The sequence below is a fragment of the Oligoflexus sp. genome (assembly GCF_035712445.1).
Lineage (GTDB): Bacteria > Bdellovibrionota_B > Oligoflexia > Oligoflexales > Oligoflexaceae > Oligoflexus.
Genome location: NZ_DASTAT010000038.1, coordinates 37,047 through 63,087, shown reverse-complemented (window position 1 = coordinate 63,087; position 26,041 = coordinate 37,047). Strand labels below are relative to the sequence as shown.

Sequence of the window (26,041 nt, the reverse complement as noted above, 5' to 3'; positions counted from 1 at the left end):
AATCAAACCTTTCCCAAAGTCTTCAAAAAATCATGCGCGAGCTTCGCCACGATTCCATAAATCGACAGCTGCGGATTCGCCCCGACGCTGGTCGGAAACAGCGACCCATCCCACACCCAAAGGTTCTCGATCTGATGATGCCGACCCTCGCTGTTCACCACGCCCATCCGCGGCACCTCGCTCATCGTGCAGCCGCCCATCACATGCGCGCTGCCCAGTCGCATGCGGAGCTTATCAAACGAATACCGATCCAGATCCCGCCGAAACTCCTGATAGCTGCTGTAATCCTTCGCATCCCCATGCCCAGGAAAATAGGCCCTGGCACCCGCCGCGAAATAAATCTCACCGATCGCCATATAAGCCCGCTTCACGCCATCCATCATGTAAGGCGTAATCGGATAATCCAGAATCGGCGCCTGGAAACGATCCAAGAGCACCGCACCACCGGGGCTCTCCTCATGAAAACCATCACGCAAAAGCGCCAGCGATCCCGCCGTGTGATCCAGCTGCTCCATCCTCTTCCGATGCTGAAGACCATGTCCCCGCATGATGACCGAAGCAAAGAGCGGCTGCATGGGGACCGCCTCGATCTTATAACCCATCCGTCCCGATGCACCATGCTGCCATTGATAGTGATCGGTGAATATGGACTGGGGAGCGCCATGGAAAGGCTGTGTGGGTTCATCAAAACGCGCGAAGGCGAAAACTGAAGGATGCAGAAACGTGCGCTTGCCGAGGGTGCGATAAGGATCGGGAGCCTCTGACCTTAAAAGTATCGAAGGACTGCCGATCGCACCCGAAGCCAGGATGAAATACCGGGCCCGTACCCGCAGGGTTTTTCCCGTGGTTTTCCGGCCCTCAGCATCCAGGGCCACTGCAAAAAGCTCACGCACACCCTTCGGACCGATCTCAAGCTTCTGCACGCGCATTCGATGCACGAGTCGCGCGCCGCGCCGCAGGGCTTCGGGTATCGTTGTGACCAGCATCGACTGCTTGGCATTCGTCGGACAGCCCATTCCACAGTAACCCAGGTTCCAGCAGCCTTTGACGTTCCGCGGAATCGGCTTCACGGGAATACCGAGCTTTTCACAGCCGCGCAGAAGCACCTCGTTATTGGGGTTCGGCGCCTTCCATTCGGTTACGTTCAGCCGTTCTTCCATTTTCTGAAACCAGGGCCGAAGGTCGGCGCTGCTTAAGCCCTTCACCGCGAAATTCCGCGCCCAGTATTCCAAAGTGGGATCAGGCGTACGAAAACTCGACGTCCAGTTCACCGTCGTCGATCCCCCGACCGTGCGCCCCTGAAGGATGCTGATGGCCCCATCACGCGTGGAACGGGTCATGCCTTCCTGATAGAGCCCGGTATAAGCCTCAAGTTCCTCAAGCTGAAAATCCTGCGAGGTATGAAGGCCGCCTTCCTCGATCAGGACGACCTGAAGGCCCGCGCCGCTCAGGATTTCTGCCGCGGTTCCACCCCCCGCGCCGCTGCCGATGATCACAACATCCGCATCCCAGTTTTCATCCTGGGTCAGCTGGGCTCCATCCACGACTTTCCAGGCCTCGGACTGCATGGAATCCAAAAAAACATCGGGCAGCCCCATCAATGGTCTCCCTTCTGAAAACGTTTCAGAAAAGGCTGGATGGCGGCCGGGGGACCGGGATAACGCAAGGGCGCGGCATGCTCAGGCCGGCCGTAAAACGCGAATTCCATAAGCTGCATCAGGGACTGATATCCAAAACGCTTCAGGCTCATCGTGCTGCGTTCCCACTGATCCAAAAAGCCTTCCACCTCTTCGCGCGAAGCCTTTTCCCATTGGGTCCAAAGACCCAGGAGCGTCCGCGTCAAAGGCATGGATAAAAGATCGAGGAGCAAAAGAAGATCCTCGCGATTGCGTTCGGAAAGACAGTCGATCAGGTGATCCAAACCTTTCAGGGTTATGACCATCAATTTCTGATCCTCGGGATCGGAAGAGTTCAGCTCGACGCCCAAGGCCATCGGCATCAGGATACTCAGGACCTTGTTATAATGCGGCCGCAGATGAATGAACGTCACGTCCGCGGCTGGATCAGGAAGATCTTCGGCCAACAGCCAGGGCGAAGTTAAAAGCGTCGGCATGGCAACCAAAGATTGCGCGCCATAGGTCAAAAAAACACGCCGCGTATGAGGAGATACCATGCAAGCCTCGTCCATGAAAGGCAATCGGTGAGGGATTTTAATGCAGGGCGCTGAAAATTCCCAGCAGCCAATTGGAGAGGCGCGGACTTGGGCTGGACAGGGGCTTCCGCTTTCGTTAGCAAAGGACATTCGCGTTCTTTCGACCCTCTCGTCCAGGAGCACCCATGTCTGATATGCAAAACTTCATCGAGCCCCCTCATGAGGCGCAAGGCTTTGTGCCACGCATCATTCAAAGCCTAAAAACGTCGCGTGCGTTTCTTGTCGATCAACGCTGGGCTTCGCTCCTCTTTCTTCTCGTTTATGTGGGACTGGTGGCCTGGGATCAGTACAGCGCACGCCTGCTCCCCACACCACCCGCACCGGAGTGGACGAGCGGCTGGCCCGACTTTCTGGATCCCCTGAAAATTCAAATAGCCCGCGAAGGTCTTAATACCTGGCGTTCCATCCTGGCGTCACTCGTGACCCTGCTTTTCTGGGGCAATGCTCTCCTTTATATCGCAGACCGCTCCGCCGCCTTCCCGGACGCCGAGGTCGTGGGTCTTGGCCGCTACATCGTACGCGCCTCGATGATCGCCCTCCTTCTGCTGGTGCCCTTGGGCATTGGCCTTGTGCTGCTGGTGATTCCTGGCCTTCTTGTCGCGGGAATTCTGGTCTCGGCCGCCACCATCACGATCTTTCGCAGTCATGGAATCTTTCGCGCGATCGGGGAAGCTTATCGACTGGTCACGCAAAGCCTGCCTGGACAAAATCGCGTCTTTGGCTTCAGCCGCAGCTTCATCCACATCACCGGCGCCTATGCCCTGGTGATGGCGCTGGCCTTTGTGTTCGCCCTCAGCACAATTTTTTTGGCGGCAGGACTTTCCGTCCTGGCCCCCGCCCTGGCTTTTCCTCTGTATTCCTTGCAGACCGTACTTTCCGAACTGGTGGGATCGTTTTTGAATCTAAGTTTTTCCATTTTTGTATTAAGGTTGTATTCGGAGTATCGAACGCTTCTCTGGAGATAGCATGACCTTTCCCATCCGTTTGCAGTTCCTAGGCGCATACTCGGGGGTGACCGGAAGCAAAACGCTTCTTGAATGGAAAAACCAGCGTTACCTGATCGATTGCGGGCTTTTCCAAGGACCATCGGTCGTTCGCCAGCAGAACTGGGTGGACCTGCCGATCAAGGCCGACAGCATCCAGGCGGTTTTTCTTACGCATGCCCACCTGGATCATATCGGTTATCTTCCGCGCCTTTATAAACAGGGTTTTCGCGGCCCGATCTACTGTTCCGATGGGACCGCTGACCTTGCGCAAATCATTCTCATGGACTCGGCTTACCTGGAAGAGGAATCGGCAAAGTTCGCGCGTGAAACGCAGTATTCCAATCATAAAGACCCCCTGCCTCTTTTCACGACCGCCGATGCCGAAGCCGTTCTGAAACTTCTGCGGCCCGTGGCCCGCTATGAATGGGTCACGGCGGGCGAAGGGATCAGTCTGCGGCTGCATCGGGCGGGGCACATCATCGGCGCCAGCCTGGTGGAAGTCAGACTTCATGGGGATCGGCATTCGAAGACGATCACCTTCACCGGCGATGTCGGTCATGAACGTTCCATGACGCTGAAGGGCCCGGATCCTTTGCCGTCGAGTGATATCGTTGTTCTTGAATCCACCTACGGCAATCGACTGCATGATAAGGAGAGCGCGTTGGACAAACTCGGCGTCTTTTTAAAGCGTGCGATCGACCGCTCTGGTGTGGTGGTCATCCCGGCTTTTGCCGTCGGACGTTCGCAGGAAATTATTTATATGATCGCGCAGCTGGAGCAGCAGGGCGTGATTCCAGCCGTGCCGGTGGTGTTGGATAGCCCCATGTCGGACAAGGCCCTGAAGGTTTTCTTCAGCCATGAAGAGGATCAGCGCATCGCGAGTTCGTTCAACCGTCACGGGCAGTTTTATCCGGCGAAGTTTGAGACCTCGACCACGGCCGATCAATCCATGCTGACCACCATGCGCGATGGACCTCTGATTGTGATTTCAGCCTCTGGCATGCTTGCAGGCGGCCGCATTCTGCATCATCTGAAGAAGCGTCTGCCTGATGCCCGCAATATGGTGATTTTCAGCGGCTACCAGGCGGAAGGCACCAAAGGCCGTTTTTTACAGGATAATAGCAGGTCTTTGAAAACCCTCCGCATTCATCATAAGGAAGTGGAACTGGCCGCCGAGGTGGTGACGATCACCAACCTTTCCGCGCATGCCGATCATGAGCAGCTGGTCGCCTGGCTGAAACGAACGCCGAAGAAACCGCAGCAGGTTCTGATCAACCATGGGCAGCTCGAAGCCCAGGATTCCCTGGCCGAACATTTGAAGCGCGAGCTGGACTGGGACGCCGCCGCCAGCAGCCGTCAGACCAGCTGGGATTTTCTATAGCAGAATCCAGCCGACCACCCACTTGACGCTCAGAAACATCAGAAGACTTCCGATCAGCAGCACCGGGCCACCCACCTTCACCATATCCCGGTTGCTGACTTCGTAACGTCCGGCCACCAAAGCATTGGCCGGCGTGCTGATCGTGAAGGGCACACCCAAAGAGCAGGCCGCGGCCACAGAGATAGCGGCATAAGGTTCCGGTATCAACTGAATGGCCAGGGGCACGAGCATAATCGCGGTGGCCGTGTTGCTCGATACCGCACTGCCGATGGCCGCGAGGACAATCAAAAGCCCGAGCTGCCAGTCCTGGGAAATGCCGGAACTCTGCAGAGCCCGAGTCGTGCGCCCCATCCATCCCTGTGTTTCCAGAAGATTCCCCAAAAGCAGGCCGCCTGCGATCAAAAGCAAAACATTCCAATCGATTTCATTGAGGTCCGGCGCCTTCAAAAGCCCGCTGGCAAAAGCCAGGGACGCGGCTCCAAAGCCAATGGCCAGGGGATGAAGGCCATGAACGCTTTCGGTGAGCCAAAGGAAAACCGTACCGAGAAAAAGCGCGATCACACCCCGGTGCAGGCGCGTATTCTCCTCCTCTTTCACCAGATCGGGCTGAATCGTGACCTCGTTCATGCGAAAAAATTTAACGACCATCCATTCACTGATCACAAGAAGGAGGAAGGCCAGTGGCAGCATGAGGATCATCCAGCGTCCGAAACCGATGGGAATGATGGGTTCCAAGGCCGCAATCGCGATGGCATTGGGCGCGGTTCCAATCGGTGTGGCCATGCCTCCGAAATTCGCCGCCATGGCAAGGCCAACGAGGTAGCCTTTCGCCTGCAGGGAATTCTTCTGCATGAGCTGCTGAATCGTTCCGCCAAAAGCCGGAAGCGTGATCGCCATCGCAGTGCTGTTCGTTGTCCACATCGCAAGCCCGGCCGTCATCAGCATGGCCATGCGCAGATTATAGGAAAGGGAACCGCGGCTCAGACGCCAGGACGCGGCGGCTATGGCCTGATCAATGCCATGTTTGCGAAGGGTGAGCCCGAGGCACATGCCGCAGAAAAAAAGTCCGAGCACGGGGTCGGCCATGCGTTTGAAAATCTGCGCGGCGGCATCACCCTGGCCCGAGTACGGCAGGAGCAGACTGCCCGCCACCAATAGAAGCGTCGGTACGAAGGCCGGCAAACTTTCGCTGAGCCAAAGGATCAGAATACAGCCGACCAGGGCCAGCGCCATGACGGGCACACCGCTGCCGAACAGCGCCCAGCACAGAAGACTCCAGCCGAGACAAAGCCCCAGTAAAATCCAAAACTTCATGGCCCACTCCCTTTCTCGATTCGTCTGAGTTTCCTGAAAGACGAGCTTTCGAGCAAGGGCTTTCTTTGCTAGTCTCAAGGGCTGGAGCCAGGGTCATCCCTGGTTGAAATGGCTGTCAATCAGGAGTTGCGCGTGGTGAAAATCTGGATCGATGCGGATGCCTGTCCCCGGGCCATCAAGGATGTGGTAATTCGCGCAGCGGAGCGTTTGAAGATACCCACCACGTTCGTGGCGAACAGCTATCAGACCCTGCCCCGCTCCTCAATCCTGAGTTTCGTGCAGGTGCCGAAGGGTTTTGACGTCGCGGATAGTTACGTGCTCGCGCACTGTGAAGAAGGCGATGTGGTCGTCACGCAGGATATTCCCCTGGCCGCGGAACTCGTTGCCAAAAAAGTTCACGCTTTGAATCCCCGCGGCGAGCATTATACCGAGAGCAATATCAGGGAACGCCTCAACATGCGCGACTTCATGGACTCCATGCGCGGAGCCGGGATGGCCACCGGCGGCCCTCCCCCTTTTCATGAAGGCGATGTGAAGCTCTTTGCGAATAGCTTCGATCGGCTTTTGACGAAGCTTACGCGGAAATAGGAGAGAGGCTTGTCTCTCCCGCCTACGGTGGAGCCGCACCTCACGCATTCCAATCATGAATATTCCAGGCATGCGGCCGGTGCATCCACTCCTCCTGCTCCACCAGATCCCGATAAAGCTGCTGCCAATAACGATCCGTTCCAAAATCTGGAAACGCTCTTTGAAACGCGGGATCATCCCGCCGGTGAGCGATCCAGGCTGCGAAATGCACCATGCGCATGGCCCGCAGCGTTTCGATGAGGCGCAGGCTTTCCCAAGGGAAGGGCCGCATCTGCTCATAGGCGGTCAGAAGATGGGAAAGAAGCTGCTGCGCGTAGCGATCGCGTCCGGGCAGGAGCAGCCAGACATCCTGCACTGCAGGGCCGCGCATCGAGTCATCGAAATCGACCCAAAAGAAGTGGCTGCCGTATTGAAGAAGGTTCCCAAGGTGGCAGTCGCCGTGAATCTGGATCGTATCGCTGTGCTGGAACTGCTGTTTGGCCTGTTCGGAAAGCCTATGCACAAGGTCCGCAAAGGGCGAACGGAGATTTTCCGGCAAAAGGTTTTCACCCTGCAGATACTGAAAGTTCTTATTCAGAAAAATTTCCGGAGTCAGATGAATCCGATGCTGCGCCTTCATCTGCGCGCCGACGTTATGCATGCGGCCCAGAAGGCGACCGATCTGCTCCACATCCTCAGTCGTCAGTTCCTGAGGCGAACGCCCGCCGACTTTGGGGAAGATCGCGTAATAGATATCGCAGTCCGGAAGTTTGTGCAAAGTTTGACCATCAATCAGCACCCGGGGCGCCACGACGGGAATTTCCACATCCAGGAGCTGCAGAAGGAACTGATGCTCTTCCAGAATCTGCTCGCGGGTCCAGCGACCTGGGCGATAGAACTTGGCGATGACCAAATGCTCCAGGGATTTGCTGCGGCGCGGCGCTTCATCAAGGTCCAATTCAATTTCATAGACCCGATTCTCCATGCTCGCATGTGCCATGGTCCGGCCGGTACAGCGCAAACCCAAAGATTTTTCCACAGCATCAAGCACGCGCTCGGGTGTCAAAGCGTAGAAGTATTGTGTTTCCTGGGATCCCCACGCTGATTGAACCATACTGTGCCCCCTTTGCAAGTCATGATACTTACTTAGACAAAATCCGCTTTTTGAGCCAGCCCCAATGCAGAATGGAAAATAAAATAACACAAAAGTAAGTCTTGCTCGTGGCTCTTCCGTGCCTGACTCAACAAATAATACCGAGTCATTTCAAGCTATTGTCCCCAGCGTCCTCAATCCCTGGCAAGACTAGCCGAATCATTCCACAACGAAAGACGTGAGCCTAGTATGGTGAAAGGACTGCACATGATAACGAGCCACTCTGTCAAATGGATTTTGGCCGGAGCCTTGATAATACCGGGGCTCACGGGATGTTCGTTCTTCGGCGGCGGGGATGAAACCGCGGAAGTTGCGACCAGTGAAGAAAGCACCGAAGCCGCGCCCGAAGGTGATGCCCCCCAGGCAGAAGAAGCCTCCATCGAAGGAGCGGAAACTTTGGGTGCCGAAAATGGTATGGCCGAAAGCAACGCCTTGAATGATGCCGCGGTGGCTGAAGCCGCCAACGCAGCCGCCGGCCCAGCCGGAGGTGGATTGCCAGGCAGTGAGATTCCGCCTGAACTGCTGGCCAACGGTGGTGCCGCGATGGCTACCGATCCCACTGCGGCGAACGCAGCGATGGGTTCGGCTCCGGGATCAGCCCCTGCGGCCCCTGGATTTTCGGCAGCCCCCAGTGATGTAAGGGTTTACTATGTGAACGCCGCCTCGGCGACTTTACATAACAGTCCAGATGCTGCCAGCCAATCGGTGGGCGCCTTGAAAAAAGGTGACCCCGTGCTGGTCAAGGTGGAAGGAAATTGGGCCAATGTTGTGAATCGCGGCTGGGTGGAACTGGCTTCGCTTTCCATGAGCCCTGTCTCCCGCGGGAAAGCTGCCAAAGCCTGGAACTAAGAGTGGACGATGAGGGGTTTACCAGAGTAAATCCCTTTTTTATTGTTGAGTCCAAGAGATGACCTTACCCTGCTCTTTCAGGCTTCGTCCATCATAGAACCTTCACGCGGCGTTATGATCCCACTCGCACGAGGTCGCGACGGTTCCGTAAAGAGACGCCATACCTCATCCCAATTGAAACGCGCATTCGGCGTGCGGCCTTCCAAAAGTGAATCCACCAATTCTTTTTTCTCGCCATGCAGCGTATGAATCAATTCTTCAATCGTACCGCGAGCCCGCATTTTATAAACGGTCACCGCCTGTTTCTGTCCCATGCGCCACGCGCGGTCGCTGGCCTGCGCTTCCACCGCCGGATTCCACCAGGGATCCATATGGAAGACATAGGAGGCGCGGGTGAGATTCAAACCCGTGCCGCCGGCTTTCAGGGAAATCAAAAACACATCGCCTTCGCCGGATTGAAAGGTATTGACCAGCTCCTGCCTTTGCGCCACCGGCGTCTGCCCGTCCAGGTAAAGGACCCGGATGCCGACGCTTAAAAGCTGGTCTTCGATCAGACGCAAAAAGCCGGTGAATTGGCTGAAAACAAGCGCCGCGTGACCGGCCTCCTTCAGCTCCAGAAGTCGCTCGGTCAGGATTTCGATTTTGGTCGCCCCACCCTGCCACTCAGGGTCCACAAGGCTGCGATGACAGGCGGCCTGCCTGAGACGGGTCAGGGCTGCGAGCACCTGGATTTTTTGTTTCTGAAGGGCCTCATCATCCGCGGCCAGGGTTTCGACCTTATCGATCGCTTCACCGCGCAGGGCATCATAGTAAGTTTGCTCGTCGTCGCTCATATCCACCCAAAGATCAATCTCCGTTTTGGGGGGCAGCTCGGCGAGATGATCCTGTTTCAGGCGTCGTAAAACAAAGGGCTGAATCTTCCGCTTCAAACGCTCGCGCGCGGTCTCGGATTGGTCGCGTTCAATCGGAAAGGCAAACGAACGGCGGAAGCGCTCCCATTCCCCGAAAAGCCCCGGGGAAATCGTCCGGAACAGCGACCACAGCTCGCCCAGATGATTTTCAATCGGCGTGCCGCTCAACGCGAGGCGCCAGGTGGCAGGAAGGTCCTGCACGGCCTTGGCGGTTTTGGTCTGGGCGTTTTTCACCTGCTGGGCTTCATCAAGGACCAGGATATTCCAGGATGTCTGCGCAAGATGTTCGCTATAGCGCATCACCAGCCCGTAGCTCGCAATCACGACTTCACCGGCCGCAAAGGTCCGACTGCGACCGCGATCACCGAGTTCGCGCAGGATCACGATTTTAAGATCGGGACAGAAACGCGCGGCCTCCGCCTTCCAGTTATACGCAAGCGAGCTGGGTGCAATGACTAGCGAGGGTCCGCGGTCTTTATATTTTAAAAGTATGGCCAGCGACTGCAGGGTCTTCCCAAGGCCCATGTCATCCGCTAGGCAAGCGCCCAGGCCTGCCGCTGCAAGATGATTCATCCAAAGAAAACCGTCCTTTTGATAGGAACGCAGATCGGCCTTCAATCCCGCGGGCAGGCTTGCATCCGCTTCGCGGCTCCGTTTGGCTTTTTGAACGAGCTTCCAAAAACCCTGCGAGGCCTCGGTGAAATCAAGTTTTTCAATGGCCGCGAGCTGCTCATCCGATTCAAGAGCGGCAAGGTTTAAAGAGCAGCCTTCTTCGTCTTCATCGATGCTCTGCACCAAAGGTTCCATTTTTTGCCGGAACTGCTCGGTGATCGCGGCCCATTTTCCATCGCTTAACCTGAGATAACGCTTTTTCTGACGACAGGCCGCGAGCAGTTCCCGCAGCGCAATTTTCTGGCCATCGTCCATTTCCAGCCAGCCGTCGACGGAAAACCAATCGCGTTTTTCCCCGGCGCTGACGCGCAGAGTCTGGTCTTTGACCAGGGCGCTGACGGCATAGGGTTTCTCTTTGCCGGCAAGGGCTGCGGGCCATTCAATCAGAAGGTCGAGGTCTTTTTTATGCTCTTCGATGCGGGCCATGAGGGCCAGGGCCACTTCATCATTATAGGCGATGAATATCGAGTTTTCCGGCTCGGGTAGAATATTCAGATCGAGCAGGTTTTCCACGCGACGCGCGAGCTGGCGTTCGGCCTGGAAATCACGAATGAACTGTCTCAAAGCCCCACGGCGGCTGCGTTCCCGCAGTTCCTCAGGTCCTTCCCCGGCTCTGACCGCCGTGCCGGGACTCAGCTGAATCCATATTTCAACCTTCATACCGCCGCGTTGAAAGGGACTGAGGCGCAGCATGGGCTGCGGATTATCCACGGCCACGCGTTCCAGCGGTCGGTCGCTCCAGAGAACGGCAATGCCGGGATCGAGCTTTTCAATAAAGTCGAGCATCGCATCCCGGTCCTGCAGCGGAATCAGACGCTTTTGCTGCAGCACGCCGCTGATCAGACCTTCGCTTCTTTTATCCAGCACGCACAGAAAAATAATCTGCGCAGCCGCATCATAGGCAATCAAACCGCGGCCGGGAATCAGCTTCCAGGGCGGCAGTCGACCCGGACCGACTTCGATGTGAAGGCGATAGCCTTCCTCTTCCTCACGAATACCGAGCTGCCAGGTCCCGATCCGCACTTCGATGGGATCGCGGCTTTCCCGGTTTTCGAGGACGATGGAATTGTGGCCTTCGACAAGGCGCAGGATTTCAAAGAGTTCATCATCCGGGCGATTGCCCCCCTGCAGCAGCGCAGTCCGCAGACTCTGCGAAAGCGGATCCTGGAAAGCGGCCAGAGCGCCGAGCAGCTCACTTGATGACCAGCGCCCTTCCTTCTTCCAGCACGCGTCTTTTTCATAGCGGGCCTTGGTATAGCGTTCCGCGCTCAGTCCGCCGGTCGACGGATCCCAGAGCAAAAGCCAACGCTGCTCCAAAAGCAGCGCGTCTTCGGCGATCAGACTGTCGCCATCTGACTGCAGATAGCTTTGCAGCTGGGCCAGAGCATCATCCGGCTTTTCCTGCTTCATTATGTTATCGAGCCGATGAGCTACGACGGTCTGCGCAAGGTACATATGATGACAGCGAATCGGATCGAGACTCAGGGCATCGCGGAGGCAGCTGCATTGAATTAATGTAAAGTCACTGTCGAGATCGAAGAGCGGAAAGGTCATATCAACCTTCTGCACCTTGCCCTGATCGCGCACCATCACAAGCAGGTGTTCGCCCGAAAGATCGAGGTCTTCGACAGCCTGCGGTCCAAGTTTATTGGCTTTGGTACGGTGCTTGGGTTGGTATTCCCGTTCCAGATCGCGGCGCAGATATTCACGCAGATTGACACGTACTGAGGGTTCCAGCTCAACCAGTATGGGATCCAAGGGTTCCAAGAATGAACTCCGCTCGAAAGACAGCGCGACTGCACGCAGACAGCGCAACACCACGCGGACAGCGCAACACCACGCGGAAATCGCGACACCACGCAAAAATGCGAAAAGTCATTTCCAGGATGCTTCAGGATTAAAAATTTGGTAAGGATAAAAAACGCAAAACAGAAGAAATGGGGGATCGGGGTTCGATCCTATAGGTCGGGGGGCTCGCCCTAGCCCCACCGACACTAGAGGGGATCAAAATAACTCGAAGGAGTCATTTCCAGTTTTAACAGGACCCAACAAATTGATGAAATTATTTATTCTTATCAGACGCGATCAATCCCACTGTTGCAAAGATCGGAGTGCGTGCGCTGAAAGCCCCTGTGTTCACGCAGCGATATTTCCCAAGACCCTCTGATGTCCGGTGCAGGAAGCGCTTGGCAAAGAGGATGTTTCCTGGCTAGAACTGTCGGCAGAATCGACAAAGAGTTGCTTTTGAGCGTATTTTTGACGGAGTATAGTATGCAGTTCAGGATTCCAGCCGTGCTGGCTACAGCCTTTTTGGCCCAATGTGCCACGGCTCCCAAGCCCGAGACCCCGACACCATCCAGTGCCATCCCCGATCGTCGGGAGTTTCCGGTCAATGCCAATGTCAGTCCCTGCGAAAACTTCTATGAGTATGCCTGTTCCAACGTGATCAGCTCCTTCAAACTGCGCGACGACCGCAGCTCGCATACCTTTGCGTTCTCCGACTCCCGCGAACGCATTCTGGACAAGAAAAAGGAGTTTCTGCAGGATCTTGATCAGCAGCTGAGAAGCGGCAAGGCGCTGTCCGATCGTTCCAAGACGCTGGCCACCGTTTACGGCGCCTGCATGAACGTCGATGGCCGGAAGAAAGAAGAGCAGGACCTCGTGAAAACCACGCTGGCCCAGCTCGACAAGATCAAAACCCGCGAGCAGTTCCTGAAGTTCCTGGCTGAGCAGCGCGATGCCGCCTATCACACCTTCGTCGATGTGGGCTCGACCGCCAACCAGGATAACCCGGATCTTTATGATTTCGCGTTCATGGGCAACCTTATGACTTTGCCCGAGCGTTCCTATTACCTGAAGCCGGAAGTGAGTGGCGACTACCAGAAAGTCGTCGAAAAATTCTTCACGACCATCGGGGACAAGAACGCGGCGGAGAAAGCCAAAACTGTCCTGGCCATGGAAACCGAATTCGCCAAGGTCTATCCGCTGCCGGCGCAAATGCGTGAGATCTATACACGCAAGACGTCGATCAGCAAGGCCGACCTTATGAAAAAATATCCGAGCTTCATGCTGGCCAAGGAGCTGGAGCGCGTTCCTGAGAACACCAATATCCGGCATATCGTTCCTGAAACTTATGCCTATTTGGAAAAAACCCTGGAGAAGGAAGACCTGAACAAGCTGAAGACGCTCTATGCGTACCAGGCTCTTTCCCCCTTGATGGATGACGCTTATCCTGAATTCTTCAACACCCGTTTTGAATTCCGTCAAAAGCATCTTGGCGAATCCAAAGTCCGTCCTGACCGTCAGGAGCGCTGTACCCAGATGGTGATGCGTTCTTTCAACAAGGAACTGGACGCCGAGGTTCTGCCTCTGATGTTCCCGAACTTCCCTGAAGAAAAATTCATCGCGCTCGCCGAATCCGTGCGCGGCTCCATCATCGAAGGCGTGAAGCAGAATCAGTGGCTGACGCCGGAAGGCAAGGCCGGTGCGATTGCCAAGATGAAGAACGCCAAGCTGCAGCTCGTGAAGCCGCGGAATGAAGATGAGTGGTATTTCAACCCCAAAGCCAGTTACGCCGCGACCACGCCGATCGCCAACCAGGTGAGCCTGGAACGCGCTTTGAATGAGCGGATGTATAAAGAGCTGAAAGAGAAGCGCAACAAAGACCGCTGGGGCATGGGTCCTCTGACGGTGAACGCTTACTATAGCCCGTCGGATAACAAGTTCGTGATGCCGATCGGCATCCTTCAGTATCCGTTCTATGATCCGAGCCTGCCTGTGGAAGTGAACCTCGGCGCTGTCGGCGCTGTGATCGGTCATGAACTCGGTCACGGCATTGATGACCAGGGTGCCAAGTATGATGATACCGGCAAGCTGCGTCAGTGGATGAGCAATCAGGATGTGGAGAACTTCCAGAAACGCGGCAAGGCTTTCATCGCGCAGTTCAACGAGATCGGACACAATGGCGAACTGACATTGGGCGAGAACATCGGTGACCTGACCGGCGTGACCTTTGCGTACCGCGCGGCCTTCCCGGATGGAAAAGGCAGCCAGGAAAAGAAGCGTGACTTCTTCCTGCAGTATGCCCGCGTATGGTGCGGCGTCGAATTGCCCAAAATGGCTGAAGCCATGCTGAAGACCGATCCGCACAGCCGCGGCTGGGCCCGCGTCAATCAGCAGATGAAGAACCAGCCGGCCTTCGCGGAAGTCTTCTCGTGCAAGGCGACCGATGCGATGGTGCTGCCTGAAGACAAGCAAGTGAAGATCTGGTAACAGACCGCGCAGGGGGATTTTGGTCCCCCTGCGTTCGTCATCTTCCGCCACTGTCATCTTCCGCCGCCGTCATCTTCCGCCGCCGTCTGCCTCCCCGCCGTCAGCTTCTGCCACTGTCATCTTCCGCCGCCGTCATCTTCCGCCACTGTCATCTTCCGCCACTGTCATCTTCCGCCAACGTCATCCCCGCAGGGGACCACTGTCATTGTTTTCTCATATTAAATCTGTTTCAATAGTAGCTCCCCACGCGCGAGAGGAGCCCGCCGTTGTCAGAACCCAAGAATCTAAAAAGAATTAAAACCGGGCTTTTCGATCGCAGTCTCAGCCTGACCAAGCTGGCCATAAAATCCGGCGCTGGCATTGCCGTGAGTGGGTTGAAAGGCATCCTCTCCGATTCCGACACCAAGGATCTTCATTTCAAAATCCTTCTGGAAAGCCAGGCCAAACTCCTGGCCAAGGAACTCGGCAACCTCAAAGGAAGCCTGATGAAGGTGGGGCAGATGCTGGCTCTTTACGGCGAGCACTTCTTCCCCGAGGAAGTCGTCCGCTCCCTGAAAACCCTGAACGAGCAAAGCCCCACAGTCGACTGGCCGGAAATTCATAAAATCCTGAAAAAACGCCTGAGCGCCGAACTCCTCGATGAACTCGACATCGACCCCGTGCCCCTGGCTGCGGCGTCCATGGGCCAGGTTCACCGCGCGCGCATCAAAGCCACTGGCGAGGAAATCTGCCTGAAGGTCCAATATCCCGGCGTGGATAAGGCCATCGATACCGATATCAAAGCCCTGCGCTCCATCCTCGGCATGTTCAAGATCATCCCGACCCAGGGCGAAGGCTATGAGCAGCTGTTCCAGGAAATCCGCGCCATGCTCAAGTACGAGCTGGATTATGAGCGCGAACTTCATTTCACCGAGCAGGCCCGCGAACTGCTCAAGGATGAAAAAGCCTTCATCGTGCCCAAATGCTACGCGCGCTATTCCTCGAAACGCGTTTTGGCCACCAGCTTTGAACAGGGCGTGAACATCGACAGTCCCGAAGTTCAAAGCCTTCCCCAGGAACGCAAAAACCGCCTCGGCGAATCCTTCTCCTGGCTCTTCGTTCACGAGCTTTTCCATTTCCGCATGATGCAAACCGATCCGCATTTCGGAAATTACAAAGTCCGCCTGGATGAATCCGGCGACGATAAGCTCGTGCTGCTCGACTGGGGCGCCGTCAGGAATTTCGAACAGGACTTCGTGGATAGCTATCGGCGCATGCTGGAAGGCGCTTTGACCCAGAATCGGGAGATGATGGTGGAAGCGGGAATAGCCGTCGGGTTTTTAAGACCCGATGATAACGACAAGCTACGCGATTCCTTTGCCGATATCTGCTCGATCGCCACCGAACCCTGGCTGCCGCCTGCCGATCCCCGCGTCCCGGCCGGGCTGGTGGATGGCAAAGGCTGCTACCTATGGTCACGCAGCGATCTGCCTTCGCGCATCACGCAGCTCGCGACGCGCTATGCCCTCTCCTTCAAAATGCGGCCGCCACCGCGCGAGGTGCTGTTCTTGGACCGGAAAATCGGTGGCGTCTTCATCATTCTGAAGATCCTCGACGCCCGTTTCCCCGGTCATAAGCTCCTGGCCCAGTGGCTGCAGCGGGGGCCCTGAGACCCCTATTTTTAAAGCATATCGCCGAGCTTGAAAATACGTACCGTATTCTTGCTCAGCACAGCTTCCGCCTCGGCATAGGAATAGCCCACGCGCTCCATGCTTTTCAACACCGCATCCATGTACTTCTCGGTACCGCCAGGGGAACCCGGACCGTCGGATCCATAGATCGCGCGGTCCAAAAGCCCCTTGCTTTTCATCGTGTGAAGCGCAAGATCCATATTCTTTCCTTCCGGATCATACGCCGCGCGACCAAAGGCCGAGATTTCCAGATACACATTCGGATAGCGTTCCGCCAGATCGTAAACGACCTGCGAAAAGTCATAGCCTTCCTTGTTGAAGTCAAAACCCATGTGACCCATGATGAACTTCACGTTGGGATGCGCAGCGATCGCGCCTTCCAGACGACTGGGATCGTAGCTCGAAATATATTCCTTCTGATCTTCCTCATCACCGAAATCCGCAAGCTTCTGCAGCGGGGATGAACCCACGTGATGGTAAACCGGCACATCAAATTCCTCAGCGACGCCATAGATGCCATCATACTGCGGATCGTCGAGCGGTATGGAGTTATGTATGAAAGCCAGCTTGATTCCACGGAACCACTTCTGCCGCAAAGCCTTCCTCAGGTTTTCGAGTTCGGTGGGACCACCCATATCCCAATTCTGCATCCGAACGCTGGCAAGGCCGAAGAACATGGGTTTGCCATCAGTTCTTTTATTCTTACCGTTCTGCAATTTTTCGAGCACATACTCATTGCTCACGACACCCCAGGTATCAGGCGCATAGACTGCGAAAAGACCGCACATCTTCAGACCGGCTTTTTCGCATTCGCTTTTGATGCCGATGAAGGCCCCATAGGGGTCCAGCATCAGATTGCCGACCGTGCTGAGCGACAGGCCTTTCAGAGCATCCGGTATGAAGTCCGGCAGGGAGGCCTTGACGAAGGCCTGGCCTTTGGGCCCCATGGTTTGAAACGTGCCGGGATGCATATGGATATCAATGGGTTCCACAGGCATGCCGAGATAGGTTTTCGTGGCCGAATAGGCCGGAGCGCTGAGTGCAGAGGTGCAGGCAAAAGCCATGAGACCGCGATTCCAGAGTTTTGACATTCTCATCCCCTATGCGAAACGTGAAACACCAGAAGTAGTTCTTCCGCGGCGCTCCCGCCAGCACGAAGTGCAAAAGCCACTTTTCGAAATCTTCAGTTCAACGTGAACGCTTCTTCCGCCAAGCAGCGATCGCGGTAAACTTTCCAAGCCATGCTGCACTCCCCATACAGGCTAACAAGCTTGAAAGGCTTGCCAAACAGTAAGCTTTTGCGAGTGAATTTTTATCACAGGATAACGAAAAGGAGATAAGCCATCCAAGGGGATATCTGCGTGTTTTTACGAGTGCTTCTTTTCCTGCTGACCCTAAGTTCTCGCCTGCTGGAGGCGGGTGTCGCGCCGCCTATCGAAAAGGGCCTTTTGGATCTGCGTGCTGTCGATCTCACCCAGGGGGAACCCATCGAGCTGGCAGGCGACTGGGAATTTTATTGGGACCGTTTTATCAGCAGCACCGAGGCCCGGACTTTGCGTGAGACGCGGACCTACCGTATGGTGCCTCTGCCCTGGTCGGAATCACGTCCCGGTTATCCTGCCCACCCTGCTTTTGGCAAGGCCAGCTATCGCCTCCGCATACTTCTTCCGGCGCAACATCCGACCTTGCTCCTGCGCGTCCCGGAAACCTTCACGGCCTTCAATATTTTCATCAATGACCAAAGAATGCCGGTCCGCACCGAAGCCGGCGTGGATGCCACCAGCACACATACCACAAGGCGCACAGTGTACGTTCCGATCGAGAGCACGCTGACCGAAGTCGACCTCGTATTCCAGGTGGCCAATTATGTGTCCGGAACCGGCGGCATCTGGCGCTCGATGTCTCTCGGCAACACCGACGTTATCATGGACGCGCGATCCAGGCAGCAGTTTCAGATGCTGCTTGCCGTCAGCGCCTTGGGTGTGATGTGCTCCTATCACTTTATTCTCTTTCTCTTTCGACGGGATCATCTCGATAATCTTTGGTTCTCGCTCTTTTGTTTCACCATCTTCGTGCGGAGCTTTCTCGTTGGCAATGACCTTATGCTGTATAACCTCGTTCAGGACTTTGACTGGACCTGGAGCCGGCGCATAGAATTCATCTCCTTCTACTGGGCCGTGGCGCTGTCGGTGATATTTATCCGTGACCTTTTCCCCCAGGATATGAAGGCCCTGACGCTGCGCATCCTGCTTCCCACCATCAGCCTTGCGACGCTCATTGTGCTGACCCAGCCGCATGTGATTTTCCGCAAAACTCTTTTGCCCATGCAGATCGTCGGTATCGTTTCCATCCTCTTCTGCCTTGTGACCATCATCTTTGCCGTTATTCGGAACAGGCCCCAGGCCCGTACGATGATGGCCGGCTTTCTGATGATGGCGACCGGCACCATTCACGATATCCTGAATTCAATGCTGCGTTTTGATACGCTGGAGCTTGCCAGCGTCGGCGTGATCGGCTGCGTGGTTACGACCTCCATTGTTATTTCCAAGCGCTTTTCCATGGCCTTCGATCAGCTTCGCGTGGCCCAGGAAGCCATCCGTGTGCATAATGAGCAGCTCGATCAGCTGGTGAAGGAAAAAACCCTCGATATTCGCAGCATTTTCGCCAATATTCCCCAGGCTATCTTCGCCATTCAAAGGGATGGCCGTCTGAATGCTGAGGTCTCGGATTATTTCCGGGATCTTTTCCGGCCAGAGCCCCTGATGCGGGCCCGGGATCTTCTGGAACGCATCTTTGATCAGTCGCAGCTGAGTGCGGATCACCTGGATCAGATCACCAATGCCGTCGATTTCTGCCTCGATGGCAAAAGTCTGAGCTTTGAATTGAATGAGCATGTGTTTCCCCATCAACTGATCAGGACCATCAAGGGCGAAAAGCGCTGTTTTGAAATGGACTGGAATCCCATAGTTGATGAAGCCGGCAACATTCAAAAACTGCTGATCTGCATGCGTGATACCACGGAGTTGAACGAACTGCGGATCAAAACGCTGGAAAGCGAAAAACGGGTCAAGATCGTGGCGGAACTTTTGGACAAGGATCACGGCCAGTTAATGAGCTGGCTGGAACAGGCCATCCGCGAGCTGGGGGAGATGCTCGACCTTCATGCCTCGGGACGCAAGACCCTCCATGATATCAATCGGGACGCCTTGCGCCTTCTTCATACGCAGAAGGGTAACGCTCGCAGTCTGGGACTCGGCATCAGCGCTTCGAGCGTTCATGCCTGTGAGCAGGCGCTGCTGGAACAGGCCTTGGGCTTCACGGAAGTCCTGGCGGGTCTTCTGCATGAACTCATGTTCACCCGCGATATTCTGCAAAGCCTTCATGTTCGCGTCGGGGCGGGCCAAAACCAAAGCACCAGCCTTTGCGCGCTGGTGGCCAGCGCTCTGGAGCAGCTCGCACCTTTGGCTCTGCGTTTGAAAAAAGAACAGCCCGAGTGCCATGGCCTGGACCTTCTGCAGTCGCACACGCTGCGCCTGACACCGGAACTCGCCTATATGCTGCGCGGCGCGCTCAATCATCTTTTAACCAACATCATGGACCACGGACTGGAAACGCGTGAGGAGCGCGTGCAGAAGGGCAAGCCGGTGCGCGGGGCCATCGTCTTCCATCTTTTCGAGGACGCCCAGCGTTGGGCTCTGCAGATCAGTGATGATGGTCGGGGTCTGCCGCGTCAGGCTCTGGAAGAGCGCCTTAAAAAGCTGGGACGCGGTATTCCCAAGGACGCTGAAGCCCTGGCTCAGGTGCTGATGGAAGGTGGCTTTACGACCAAGGATGTCGTCAATGATCTGTCCGGTCGTGGCCTTGGGCTGGATGCTGTGGCGGCCGCCTTTGAAAAGTTCGGCGGTGCGTTCCGCATTACGACCCGGCCGCGAGCCCGTGACGCGGAGCCTCAGCTGATCTTTACCCTTGAATTACCGAAGGCGGCCCTGGCGGATCCGAATCACGCGGCCGTCGCGTGAAGGGTCAGTGCCCCGTCAACTGCCAGGTTTCCCCCGGCCTTGCTTCCAGATAATAATCCACCACCGACTGGAGGTAAGCCTGGGCCTCTTTCTGCGCCTGGATTCTTTGATCCAGGGTGAAACTGCTGTAGAGCACCCTATCATTCTCCTGATCATAGACCAGCTCACCATCACTCTTCACCCAGCCCACACCTCGGCCTATTTCATAATAAGCATAGGAAGGAGCCGTCGGATCGAAAAGATCATTCCCCCAAGGGTAGGCCTTGCTCTCCATTTTCATCTGATGCAAAAGCGTGGTGGTAAGATCCACCTGGCTTCCCACTCGATCCCAGATCCGCCCGCGGAATTCAGGGCGCAAGGCCCCGCCCCATAAGAGCAGCGGAATGCGGCGATAACCGGGCTGCCAGTTTTCACGAAGTTTATAACTGCTGTGACTATGATCGGCGACCAGAACAAAAAGAGTGTTGGCATACCAGGGCTCCTGGCGAACCTTGGCAAAAAACTGTCCGAGTGCGGCGTCCGAATACGTGGCCGAGCACACGTACTCAGCCTCGCGACCCTGACGGGCACAGAGATCCCGCCCCGGATAATCATAGGGTGCATGCGTGCTGAGGGTGAAAAATGCGGAGAGGAATGGTTGCGTCAGGGACTTTAAATGCTCGGCGTAAGCCGGCAGCACCACGCTATCCGCAGCCCCCATGGAACCCTGCGGCAGCTGCGGAAGGTCGTCGTCTTCCGTGATGGTTTTGAATCCGTTGTTCAAAAGAAAGGCTTTGATGTTTCCGTACTCTAGCTGCCCGCCATAGAAAAAATCCGTTTGATAGCCCAGGGCCCCATAGGTCGCCGCGAAGCGAGGCAGGGTCTGGCTCTTGCCCGGATTCTCGGTGATCGTGACAACGGGCAGCGCGGGAAAGCCGGAAAAGATCGAAGCAATCCCTTGCTGCGAGCGATTGCCGTTGGCATAGAATCGGGTGAACAGAAGACCTTCTTTGGTCAGCGCCGAGAAATTCGGAGTGATCCCCGGTTCACCACCCAGCTCTGCGACCAGGTCCGCGGACCAGCTTTCCAGTACGATAAAAACGAGGTTGGGCTTTTTGCCCCGCAGAATGGAAACAGGAGCCGGGCGTTTGGCGGTCGGCTCGCGCAGCTTCTTCAAGGTCTCGCGTGCTTCCTCGCGGCTCATGCTTTGGAAAGGATTTTCCCCGGATAGGAATTTGCGGTTGTGGCTCAGATCGAGCAGGAAGAACCAGGCGGTGTTGGTGGCCGCATCATTGAGTACAGCGTCCTTGGAAAAATAAACACGGCTTACGTTGATCGGTATCGCTTTCACGCCACCGCGCGCGGTGAGGCCCAAAATCGCAGGCCAGATCACCAGCAAAAGAGCCACATTCAGACTGATATGAGTCTCATGAATCGGCAATCGTTTTTGGTGCCGGTAAAGTCCAAAGACCATCAGAAGACTAATGCCCGCGGCCAGACCAAGGCCTAAAAAAAACTGTCCGGCCGACGTCACTTTCCAAACTTCCGACGGCCGCTGCAGACTGGAGAGCGCGAGGCTATTGATCTTGGTCTTCCATTCGGGATAAAGGAGCGCATCGGCCACAGCCAGGAAGGTGGCGGCCACAATCAGAATAGCCGTGATAAGGTTCGCGGCGGAGCGGGCATTTTTTTTCGGAAAGGGCAGACTCAAAAGAACAAAAAGCCAGGCGAGTATCGTGGTATAAGCCGCCATCGAAAAATCGAGTTTCAAGCCCTGCAGAAAGCTTTGCAGCAGTCCCGTGACTTCCAGCTCCGGCGGCGCGATGGCTCCAACATTGATGCTCAGGAATACCAGTCGATGGACTGCGAAGATAAGCAGCCAGTAGAAATAAATGAAGAGCAGATAGAGATGCATGAGCCACCGTTCATGAACCGAGAACCATGGCTTATCTTTTCGGACATTTAAGCCCGCCCCTGACAGGAATTACATAACTATCTGTTTATCTTCATATTTTTGAATTATTTTCAGCCCTTGACGGCAGCCAACCATTCCTCAAGATTATAGTAATTGGTGACTCGCGCGATCCGGCCATTTTTGATCGTGAAGAAGGCTCCGCCAGGTATCGTATAGCGTTGACCACGCGCCGGAGGCAGTCCCGGGTCAGCTTTCAAATAGGTGCCGGTCACCTTGTATTCGCAGGCGGCCCGCTTGCCATCGGCGCTGGCAAAAATTACGATATCGTGAATCTCTTCCTTGTAGTTGGTGGCCATTCGATCCAAAAATTGACGGAATGCCTCCAGACCACTTTCACTGCCGCCCTGGTTGATGTCGTGACGAACATCCTTGTCGAGCAGGCTGAGCATGCCCTGCATATCACCTGCATTGAAGCGGGCATAATAGGATTCAATCAGAGATTCTGTCTGGGTCTGGGCCTTGTGTTCCATGGAACCTCCCTATGCTTTTCTTTCTGCTATAGAGCATCTGTCCCACTGTGATCAACAGCAAAAGCACAAAGACTGTGCCGGTACCGACGTCCACCCAAAAGTCCGGAAAGTTGAAACCCAGTTTATTATGCAGGATGTATTGGATATAAGAAGGTGGCAGGGCCCTTTCCCCCAGCTGTCTCTTCACGGTCCAATGCCAGTCGGTAAGAAAGCAGTAGCCCAGACCATGGAAGGCGCCGAGCCCCACCCATGAAAGTGTTGTCAGAAGCAGCACCCAGCGCTGAAGGAGGCGGGTGCGCGGCGCGATCCAACCGAAGACATTGATCCCGATAATAAGCAGATGAAAGGCCATCAGCCCATGATCCAAAGCCACGAGGGCCCAGTTCGGAAGATTCATCAAAACTGCCGGGAGCGAAGCATGACCAGGGTGCAGGCCGCTTCCACTTCGATGCCTTTATCCTGCGCGGCCTGCATGAGCGTTTTGGATTCCGTTCCGGGATTCAGAATGATCCTTTTGGGATTCATCTTCAAAATACCGGGAATCATAGGCTCCAAACGCTTCGGATTCACATAGACGGTCAGCGTGTGCGGCCGGTTGGGAACATCCTCCACGCTCGGCACGACCTTCACGCCTTCCACCTCGGTGAGGCCGGGATTCACGCCCAGGATATTCTGATAACCATACTGCTGCAGAAGTTTCATGGCCATGTGGCTGTAACGATCCGCGTCATCCGAAAGGCCGAGAATTACCATCAGGTCCTTGGGTTCTGCCATATGCGTGCTTCCTTATCAGGAGGCCGAAGCCACGCCCGCGCCGCTCACGCTTTGCATTTTTTCACAGACGCTGGCCGGCAGCGTGATATGAAAGCGGAACGGCCTGCTCTTGGCGGACTTTGGCCCCAGCTGAATGTCGATGTCACCGTTATACTGTTCCAAAAAGTTTTTCACGGCATCCAAGCCCACCCCGCGTCCCGAAACAGCCGTCACCTTTTCCTTGGTGCTCAATCCGGGCGCGAAAATCAGATTGGCCACCTCATAGTCGCTGAGGCTGGCGCCTGATGCAATAAGCCCTCTTTGCCGGGCCGTCCGTTCGATGGCCTCCAAATTCAGGCCCCGCCCATCGTCGCCGACAAAGATCTCAAGCAAACTTTCCTCAAGCCGCAGCTCCACCACGATCCGTCCCCGCGCCGTTTTTCCTTGGCTCTGCCGCTCCTCGGGAGTTTCCAGGCCATGATCCAGGGCATTGCGCAGAAGGTGGGTGAAGGTGTTGCGAAAAAGGTCATAGGCATCGTGCTGGATGCTGATGCCTGGATCGCGGAAGATCAGTTCTGGATTCGCCTTGCCCAGATCCTGAGCGAGGCGCGGCAGATCGCTGATAAGATCCTGCAGAAGCTTCGGCAGGGGCATATAGATCAGGCTCATGAAGAGCTGCGCGATATCCTCGATGGAGTTCTGGCCCAGGGTCCGGAGCCTTTCCATGTTTTCGGTGATGACGGCGCGGTCGACAAGCAGCATATCGTGGCCCCAGCCTTTGCGTCCGAGCTTGCTGCGATGAATCTCGTCATAGTGCTGCAAAAGACTCTGCACATGCAGGCTCACGTCCCGAAGCCTCGTGAGGCTGACGCTCTGCCCATCCCGTAGCTGCGCATAGAGCTCTTCCGCATGATGGGCGGCATCGGCCAGATGCGTGAGTCCATAGGATCGGGCGACGCCCTTGATGGTGTGCATATTCCGAAAGAGCCGATGGGTATCCAGTTTTGCGTCATCAAGGTGCAGAAGACTGTCACTCAGGAACTTTTCACAGGAATGGATCAGCCCATCGAATTTATCGGTCGGCACATTCAGAACTTCGCCGATCAGCTCCAGCTCCTCTTGACTGCGACGCGATTCCTCCTGCAGCTGCCGCAGATCCGTGACATCGCGCAGGCTGACCAGGACTTTTTCCACGAGCCCGCTGTGTTCGTTTTCAATGGCATTCCAATCCAGCTCCAAAAGTCGCGTCTCGCCTTCCCGCTCCAGCTTCAGCTCGCGGGGCAGAAGGTGGGCGTTCACCTCGAAGGCGATGCTGTCTTCGCCCACGGTATTGCTGAGCACGGTTTGTATCTGATTCATGCGGTCGCGATTCAGATCCGCCTTATGCAGAACGGCATCCAGGCTTTCACCGCCCTTGAGGTTGGGCGCACCGACCATGCTGCGAAGATGATCCGAGAATTCATTGCCGAGCCGCGTGCCTTCGCCGATCACGGTGAAGATGCCCTGCTTGATGTTCTTCATGATGGAGCGGATATCGCGGGTCTTTTCTTCGACCAGGGAATCGAGGACCTCATTTTGATTCTGCAGTTCGGCGTTGAGCGATTGGATCTGCTTCTCGCTCACCTCGACCGCCTGGAATGCACGGGAGAAACGACGACCCAAAAGTATGGCCTGCAGGAGTATCATCAGGAACAGCCCATAGGGAAAGATCATGGTCGGGATGGGGGCAATGCGATGGGCGTGCAGGATGTCGTTGATCCCCGAGAAAAACAGGATGGAAGATCCCACCAGGAGCAGTCCCACGCCATCCCGTTTTTTACGCACGGCCTGATAGAGAAAGATGCAGGTGATGGTAATCGCGAGCAGGGCGATCGCCTGGTAGTATTCGATGAAGTCGGTGAATATCCGCACCGGCAGGATCAAAGTCGTCAAAAAGAAGACGCCACCTATGAACCAGAGGATCCGCTTCATGGCCAGACTGAACTCTTCCGGATAGAGTTCCCGCACAAAGGAATAATATGCGGGCACACCCAGGTAGAGCCCACCATACTCCATGATTTTTTGAATGTGATGAGGCATGCCTGGAAAGACCAGGATATGAATGTCGCCAAGCCCGGATACCGAAGCACGGATGGCGATCACGCTTGAGAAGATGGCAAAGACCAAAGGGGCTCTATACTGCGGCCGCATCAACCAAAGGCCGAAATGATAGAAGGCCATGATGAAAAGACAGCTGAGGGTGAAGCCATCCAACGCGACTCCGGCGGCGTGAACCTTATGCACATGGTCCGTCAGGCCCACTTTGATCGGCCACCAGGTTCCGCCATCTCTGTGGTGAAAACTCGAAGCCTGCAGAACGATCTCGGATGTCGCCTGGTCAGGAATGAAAGTATAAAAAGAGCTGCCGACACTGGGAATTTCCCGCTTTTCCTTGCGTGCGACCCGACCGGCTTCAACCGCCAGGGCCCCATCGATCCAAAGTTTATAAGCACCCGGCATACCGGGTATGCTCAGCGTCAGCACCTGTCTTTTCTGAAGAGCCGACTCGGGCCATTGGATGGTGGCCCGGTACGTTGCGTAATGATTCGCTTTGAGTTGGATACCTTCCGCTTCGGCCTTGTTCCATACCTTGGGTATGGGAAAAGCCAGGGGCTTCGTGGTCACGCGACCACTCGCGAAATCTTCCGGCTTCCAAAGGCGTCCCCAGTAGAAATCCCAGTCGCCCTCCAAGCTGGTGCTTGGATGCTCATCCGGATTCCACGCGCTCAGGTCAAGCACGGCCGCGAATCCCAACTGGGATCCCAACCAGAGACCGAGGAAGAGAATGCGGAGCCACGCCATGGATCAATCCTTTGCAA

General features: G+C 55.7%; 18 protein-coding genes. 7 read left to right on the top strand and 11 right to left on the bottom strand.

The features are described 5' to 3' along the window. Positions 1–2: 2 nt before the first annotated feature. Together VFO10_RS07845 and VFO10_RS07840 are read right to left on the bottom strand one after the other, a co-directional pair. Positions 3–1,598 carry a GMC family oxidoreductase gene (locus VFO10_RS07845; protein ID WP_325138769.1) on the bottom strand — a complete coding sequence of 532 codons (1,596 nt, stop codon included), beginning with the start codon at positions 1,596–1,598 and terminating at the stop codon, positions 3–5. Further along, positions 1,598–2,173 (bottom strand): hypothetical protein, encoded by a 576-nt coding sequence (locus tag VFO10_RS07840; RefSeq protein ID WP_325138767.1) that lies wholly within the window; start codon positions 2,171–2,173, stop codon positions 1,598–1,600. Before VFO10_RS07840 ends, VFO10_RS07845 begins: the two co-directional genes overlap by 1 nt. A gap of 164 nt (positions 2,174–2,337) precedes the next feature. Here VFO10_RS07840 and VFO10_RS07835 point away from each other — a divergent pair, with 164 nt between their 5' ends. Together VFO10_RS07835 and VFO10_RS07830 are read left to right on the top strand one after the other, a co-directional pair. Then, entirely contained in the window at positions 2,338–3,177 is an 840-nt protein-coding gene (locus VFO10_RS07835) for a hypothetical protein (RefSeq protein WP_325138765.1), read from the top strand. 1 nt (position 3,178) lies between these two features. Beyond that, a complete protein-coding gene (locus VFO10_RS07830) occupies positions 3,179–4,579 on the top strand; it encodes an MBL fold metallo-hydrolase (RefSeq protein ID WP_325138763.1) in 1,401 nt (466 codons plus the stop codon). On the opposite strand, the gene VFO10_RS07825 is transcribed toward VFO10_RS07830, so the two are convergent. After that, positions 4,574–5,893, bottom strand: coding sequence for an SLC13 family permease (locus VFO10_RS07825; RefSeq protein WP_325138761.1), 1,320 nt, complete (start codon positions 5,891–5,893; stop codon positions 4,574–4,576). The genes VFO10_RS07830 and VFO10_RS07825 overlap by 6 nt on opposite strands. Before the next feature lie 132 nt (positions 5,894–6,025). Here VFO10_RS07825 and VFO10_RS07820 point away from each other — a divergent pair, with 132 nt between their 5' ends. Next, on the top strand, positions 6,026–6,481 hold the full coding sequence (locus tag VFO10_RS07820) for a YaiI/YqxD family protein (protein WP_325138759.1): 456 nt from the start codon (positions 6,026–6,028) through the stop codon (positions 6,479–6,481). A gap of 40 nt (positions 6,482–6,521) precedes the next feature. On the opposite strand, the gene VFO10_RS07815 is transcribed toward VFO10_RS07820, so the two are convergent. Continuing rightward, the gene (locus tag VFO10_RS07815; RefSeq protein WP_325138758.1) at positions 6,522–7,574 is read right to left on the bottom strand and encodes a serine/threonine protein kinase; all 1,053 of its coding nucleotides are present in this window, start codon (positions 7,572–7,574) and stop codon (positions 6,522–6,524) included. Positions 7,575–7,820: 246 nt separating this feature from the next. On the opposite strand from VFO10_RS07815, the gene VFO10_RS07810 reads away from it, so the two are divergent. Beyond that, positions 7,821–8,462, top strand: a complete 642-nt coding sequence (locus VFO10_RS07810) for a hypothetical protein (protein WP_325138756.1) — start codon at positions 7,821–7,823, stop codon at positions 8,460–8,462. A 77-nt stretch (positions 8,463–8,539) separates the two neighbouring features. On the opposite strand, the gene VFO10_RS07805 is transcribed toward VFO10_RS07810, so the two are convergent. Next, on the bottom strand, positions 8,540–11,812 hold the full coding sequence (locus VFO10_RS07805; protein ID WP_325138754.1) for a DEAD/DEAH box helicase: 3,273 nt from the start codon (positions 11,810–11,812) through the stop codon (positions 8,540–8,542). 504 nt (positions 11,813–12,316) lie between these two features. On the opposite strand from VFO10_RS07805, the gene VFO10_RS07800 reads away from it, so the two are divergent. Continuing rightward, entirely contained in the window at positions 12,317–14,317 is a 2,001-nt protein-coding gene (locus VFO10_RS07800; protein WP_325138752.1) for a M13 family metallopeptidase, read from the top strand. Between the two features lie 266 nt (positions 14,318–14,583). Next, on the top strand, positions 14,584–15,966 hold the full coding sequence (locus VFO10_RS07795; RefSeq protein ID WP_325138750.1) for an AarF/ABC1/UbiB kinase family protein: 1,383 nt from the start codon (positions 14,584–14,586) through the stop codon (positions 15,964–15,966). A gap of 11 nt (positions 15,967–15,977) precedes the next feature. On the opposite strand, the gene VFO10_RS07790 is transcribed toward VFO10_RS07795, so the two are convergent. Beyond that, positions 15,978–17,078, bottom strand: coding sequence for an amidohydrolase family protein (locus VFO10_RS07790; RefSeq protein ID WP_325138748.1), 1,101 nt, complete (start codon positions 17,076–17,078; stop codon positions 15,978–15,980). Positions 17,079–17,348: 270 nt separating this feature from the next. Between VFO10_RS07790 and VFO10_RS07785 the strand changes: the two genes are divergently transcribed. Continuing rightward, entirely contained in the window at positions 17,349–20,006 is a 2,658-nt protein-coding gene (locus tag VFO10_RS07785) for a 7TM diverse intracellular signaling domain-containing protein (protein WP_325138746.1), read from the top strand. Positions 20,007–20,010: 4 nt separating this feature from the next. Here the strand turns inward: VFO10_RS07785 and VFO10_RS07780 are convergent, their stop codons facing one another. From VFO10_RS07780 to VFO10_RS07760, 5 genes are all read right to left on the bottom strand, one after another. After that, complete coding sequence (locus VFO10_RS07780) at positions 20,011–21,900, bottom strand: LTA synthase family protein (protein WP_325138744.1); 1,890 nt, start codon at positions 21,898–21,900, stop codon at positions 20,011–20,013. Between the two features lie 110 nt (positions 21,901–22,010). Next, complete coding sequence (locus VFO10_RS07775; protein ID WP_325138742.1) at positions 22,011–22,430, bottom strand: ketosteroid isomerase-related protein; 420 nt, start codon at positions 22,428–22,430, stop codon at positions 22,011–22,013. Further along, positions 22,390–22,827: a DUF2784 domain-containing protein gene (locus VFO10_RS07770; protein ID WP_325138740.1), complete on the bottom strand. Its 438-nt coding sequence runs from the start codon at positions 22,825–22,827 to the stop codon at positions 22,390–22,392. The genes VFO10_RS07775 and VFO10_RS07770 overlap by 41 nt, the downstream gene beginning before the upstream one ends. Further along, on the bottom strand, positions 22,827–23,204 hold the full coding sequence (locus VFO10_RS07765; RefSeq protein ID WP_325138738.1) for a CoA-binding protein: 378 nt from the start codon (positions 23,202–23,204) through the stop codon (positions 22,827–22,829). Before VFO10_RS07765 ends, VFO10_RS07770 begins: the two co-directional genes overlap by 1 nt. A 15-nt stretch (positions 23,205–23,219) precedes the next feature. Then, positions 23,220–26,024 carry a 7TM diverse intracellular signaling domain-containing protein gene (locus VFO10_RS07760; RefSeq protein WP_325138736.1) on the bottom strand — a complete coding sequence of 935 codons (2,805 nt, stop codon included), beginning with the start codon at positions 26,022–26,024 and terminating at the stop codon, positions 23,220–23,222. Positions 26,025–26,041 lie beyond the last annotated feature (17 nt).

Bases quoted from the DNA above. Each gene is read 5' to 3' on its own strand.
- VFO10_RS07845 (WP_325138769.1), bottom strand. From the start codon at position 1,598: ATGGGGCTGCCCGATGTTTTTTTGGATTCCATGCAGTCCGAGGCCTGG.
- VFO10_RS07840 (WP_325138767.1), bottom strand. From the start codon at position 2,173: ATGGTATCTCCTCATACGCGGCGTGTTTTTTTGACCTATGGCGCGCAA.
- VFO10_RS07835 (WP_325138765.1), top strand. From the start codon at position 2,338: ATGTCTGATATGCAAAACTTCATCGAGCCCCCTCATGAGGCGCAAGGC.
- VFO10_RS07830 (WP_325138763.1), top strand. From the start codon at position 3,179: ATGACCTTTCCCATCCGTTTGCAGTTCCTAGGCGCATACTCGGGGGTG.
- VFO10_RS07825 (WP_325138761.1), bottom strand. From the start codon at position 5,893: ATGAAGTTTTGGATTTTACTGGGGCTTTGTCTCGGCTGGAGTCTTCTG.
- VFO10_RS07815 (WP_325138758.1), bottom strand. From the start codon at position 7,574: ATGGTTCAATCAGCGTGGGGATCCCAGGAAACACAATACTTCTACGCT.
- VFO10_RS07810 (WP_325138756.1), top strand. From the start codon at position 7,821: ATGATAACGAGCCACTCTGTCAAATGGATTTTGGCCGGAGCCTTGATA.
- VFO10_RS07800 (WP_325138752.1), top strand. From the start codon at position 12,317: ATGCAGTTCAGGATTCCAGCCGTGCTGGCTACAGCCTTTTTGGCCCAA.
- VFO10_RS07790 (WP_325138748.1), bottom strand. From the start codon at position 17,078: ATGTCAAAACTCTGGAATCGCGGTCTCATGGCTTTTGCCTGCACCTCT.
- VFO10_RS07780 (WP_325138744.1), bottom strand. From the start codon at position 21,900: ATGCATCTCTATCTGCTCTTCATTTATTTCTACTGGCTGCTTATCTTC.
- VFO10_RS07775 (WP_325138742.1), bottom strand. From the start codon at position 22,430: ATGGAACACAAGGCCCAGACCCAGACAGAATCTCTGATTGAATCCTAT.
- VFO10_RS07770 (WP_325138740.1), bottom strand. From the start codon at position 22,827: ATGAATCTTCCGAACTGGGCCCTCGTGGCTTTGGATCATGGGCTGATG.
- VFO10_RS07765 (WP_325138738.1), bottom strand. From the start codon at position 23,204: ATGGCAGAACCCAAGGACCTGATGGTAATTCTCGGCCTTTCGGATGAC.
- VFO10_RS07760 (WP_325138736.1), bottom strand. From the start codon at position 26,024: ATGGCGTGGCTCCGCATTCTCTTCCTCGGTCTCTGGTTGGGATCCCAG.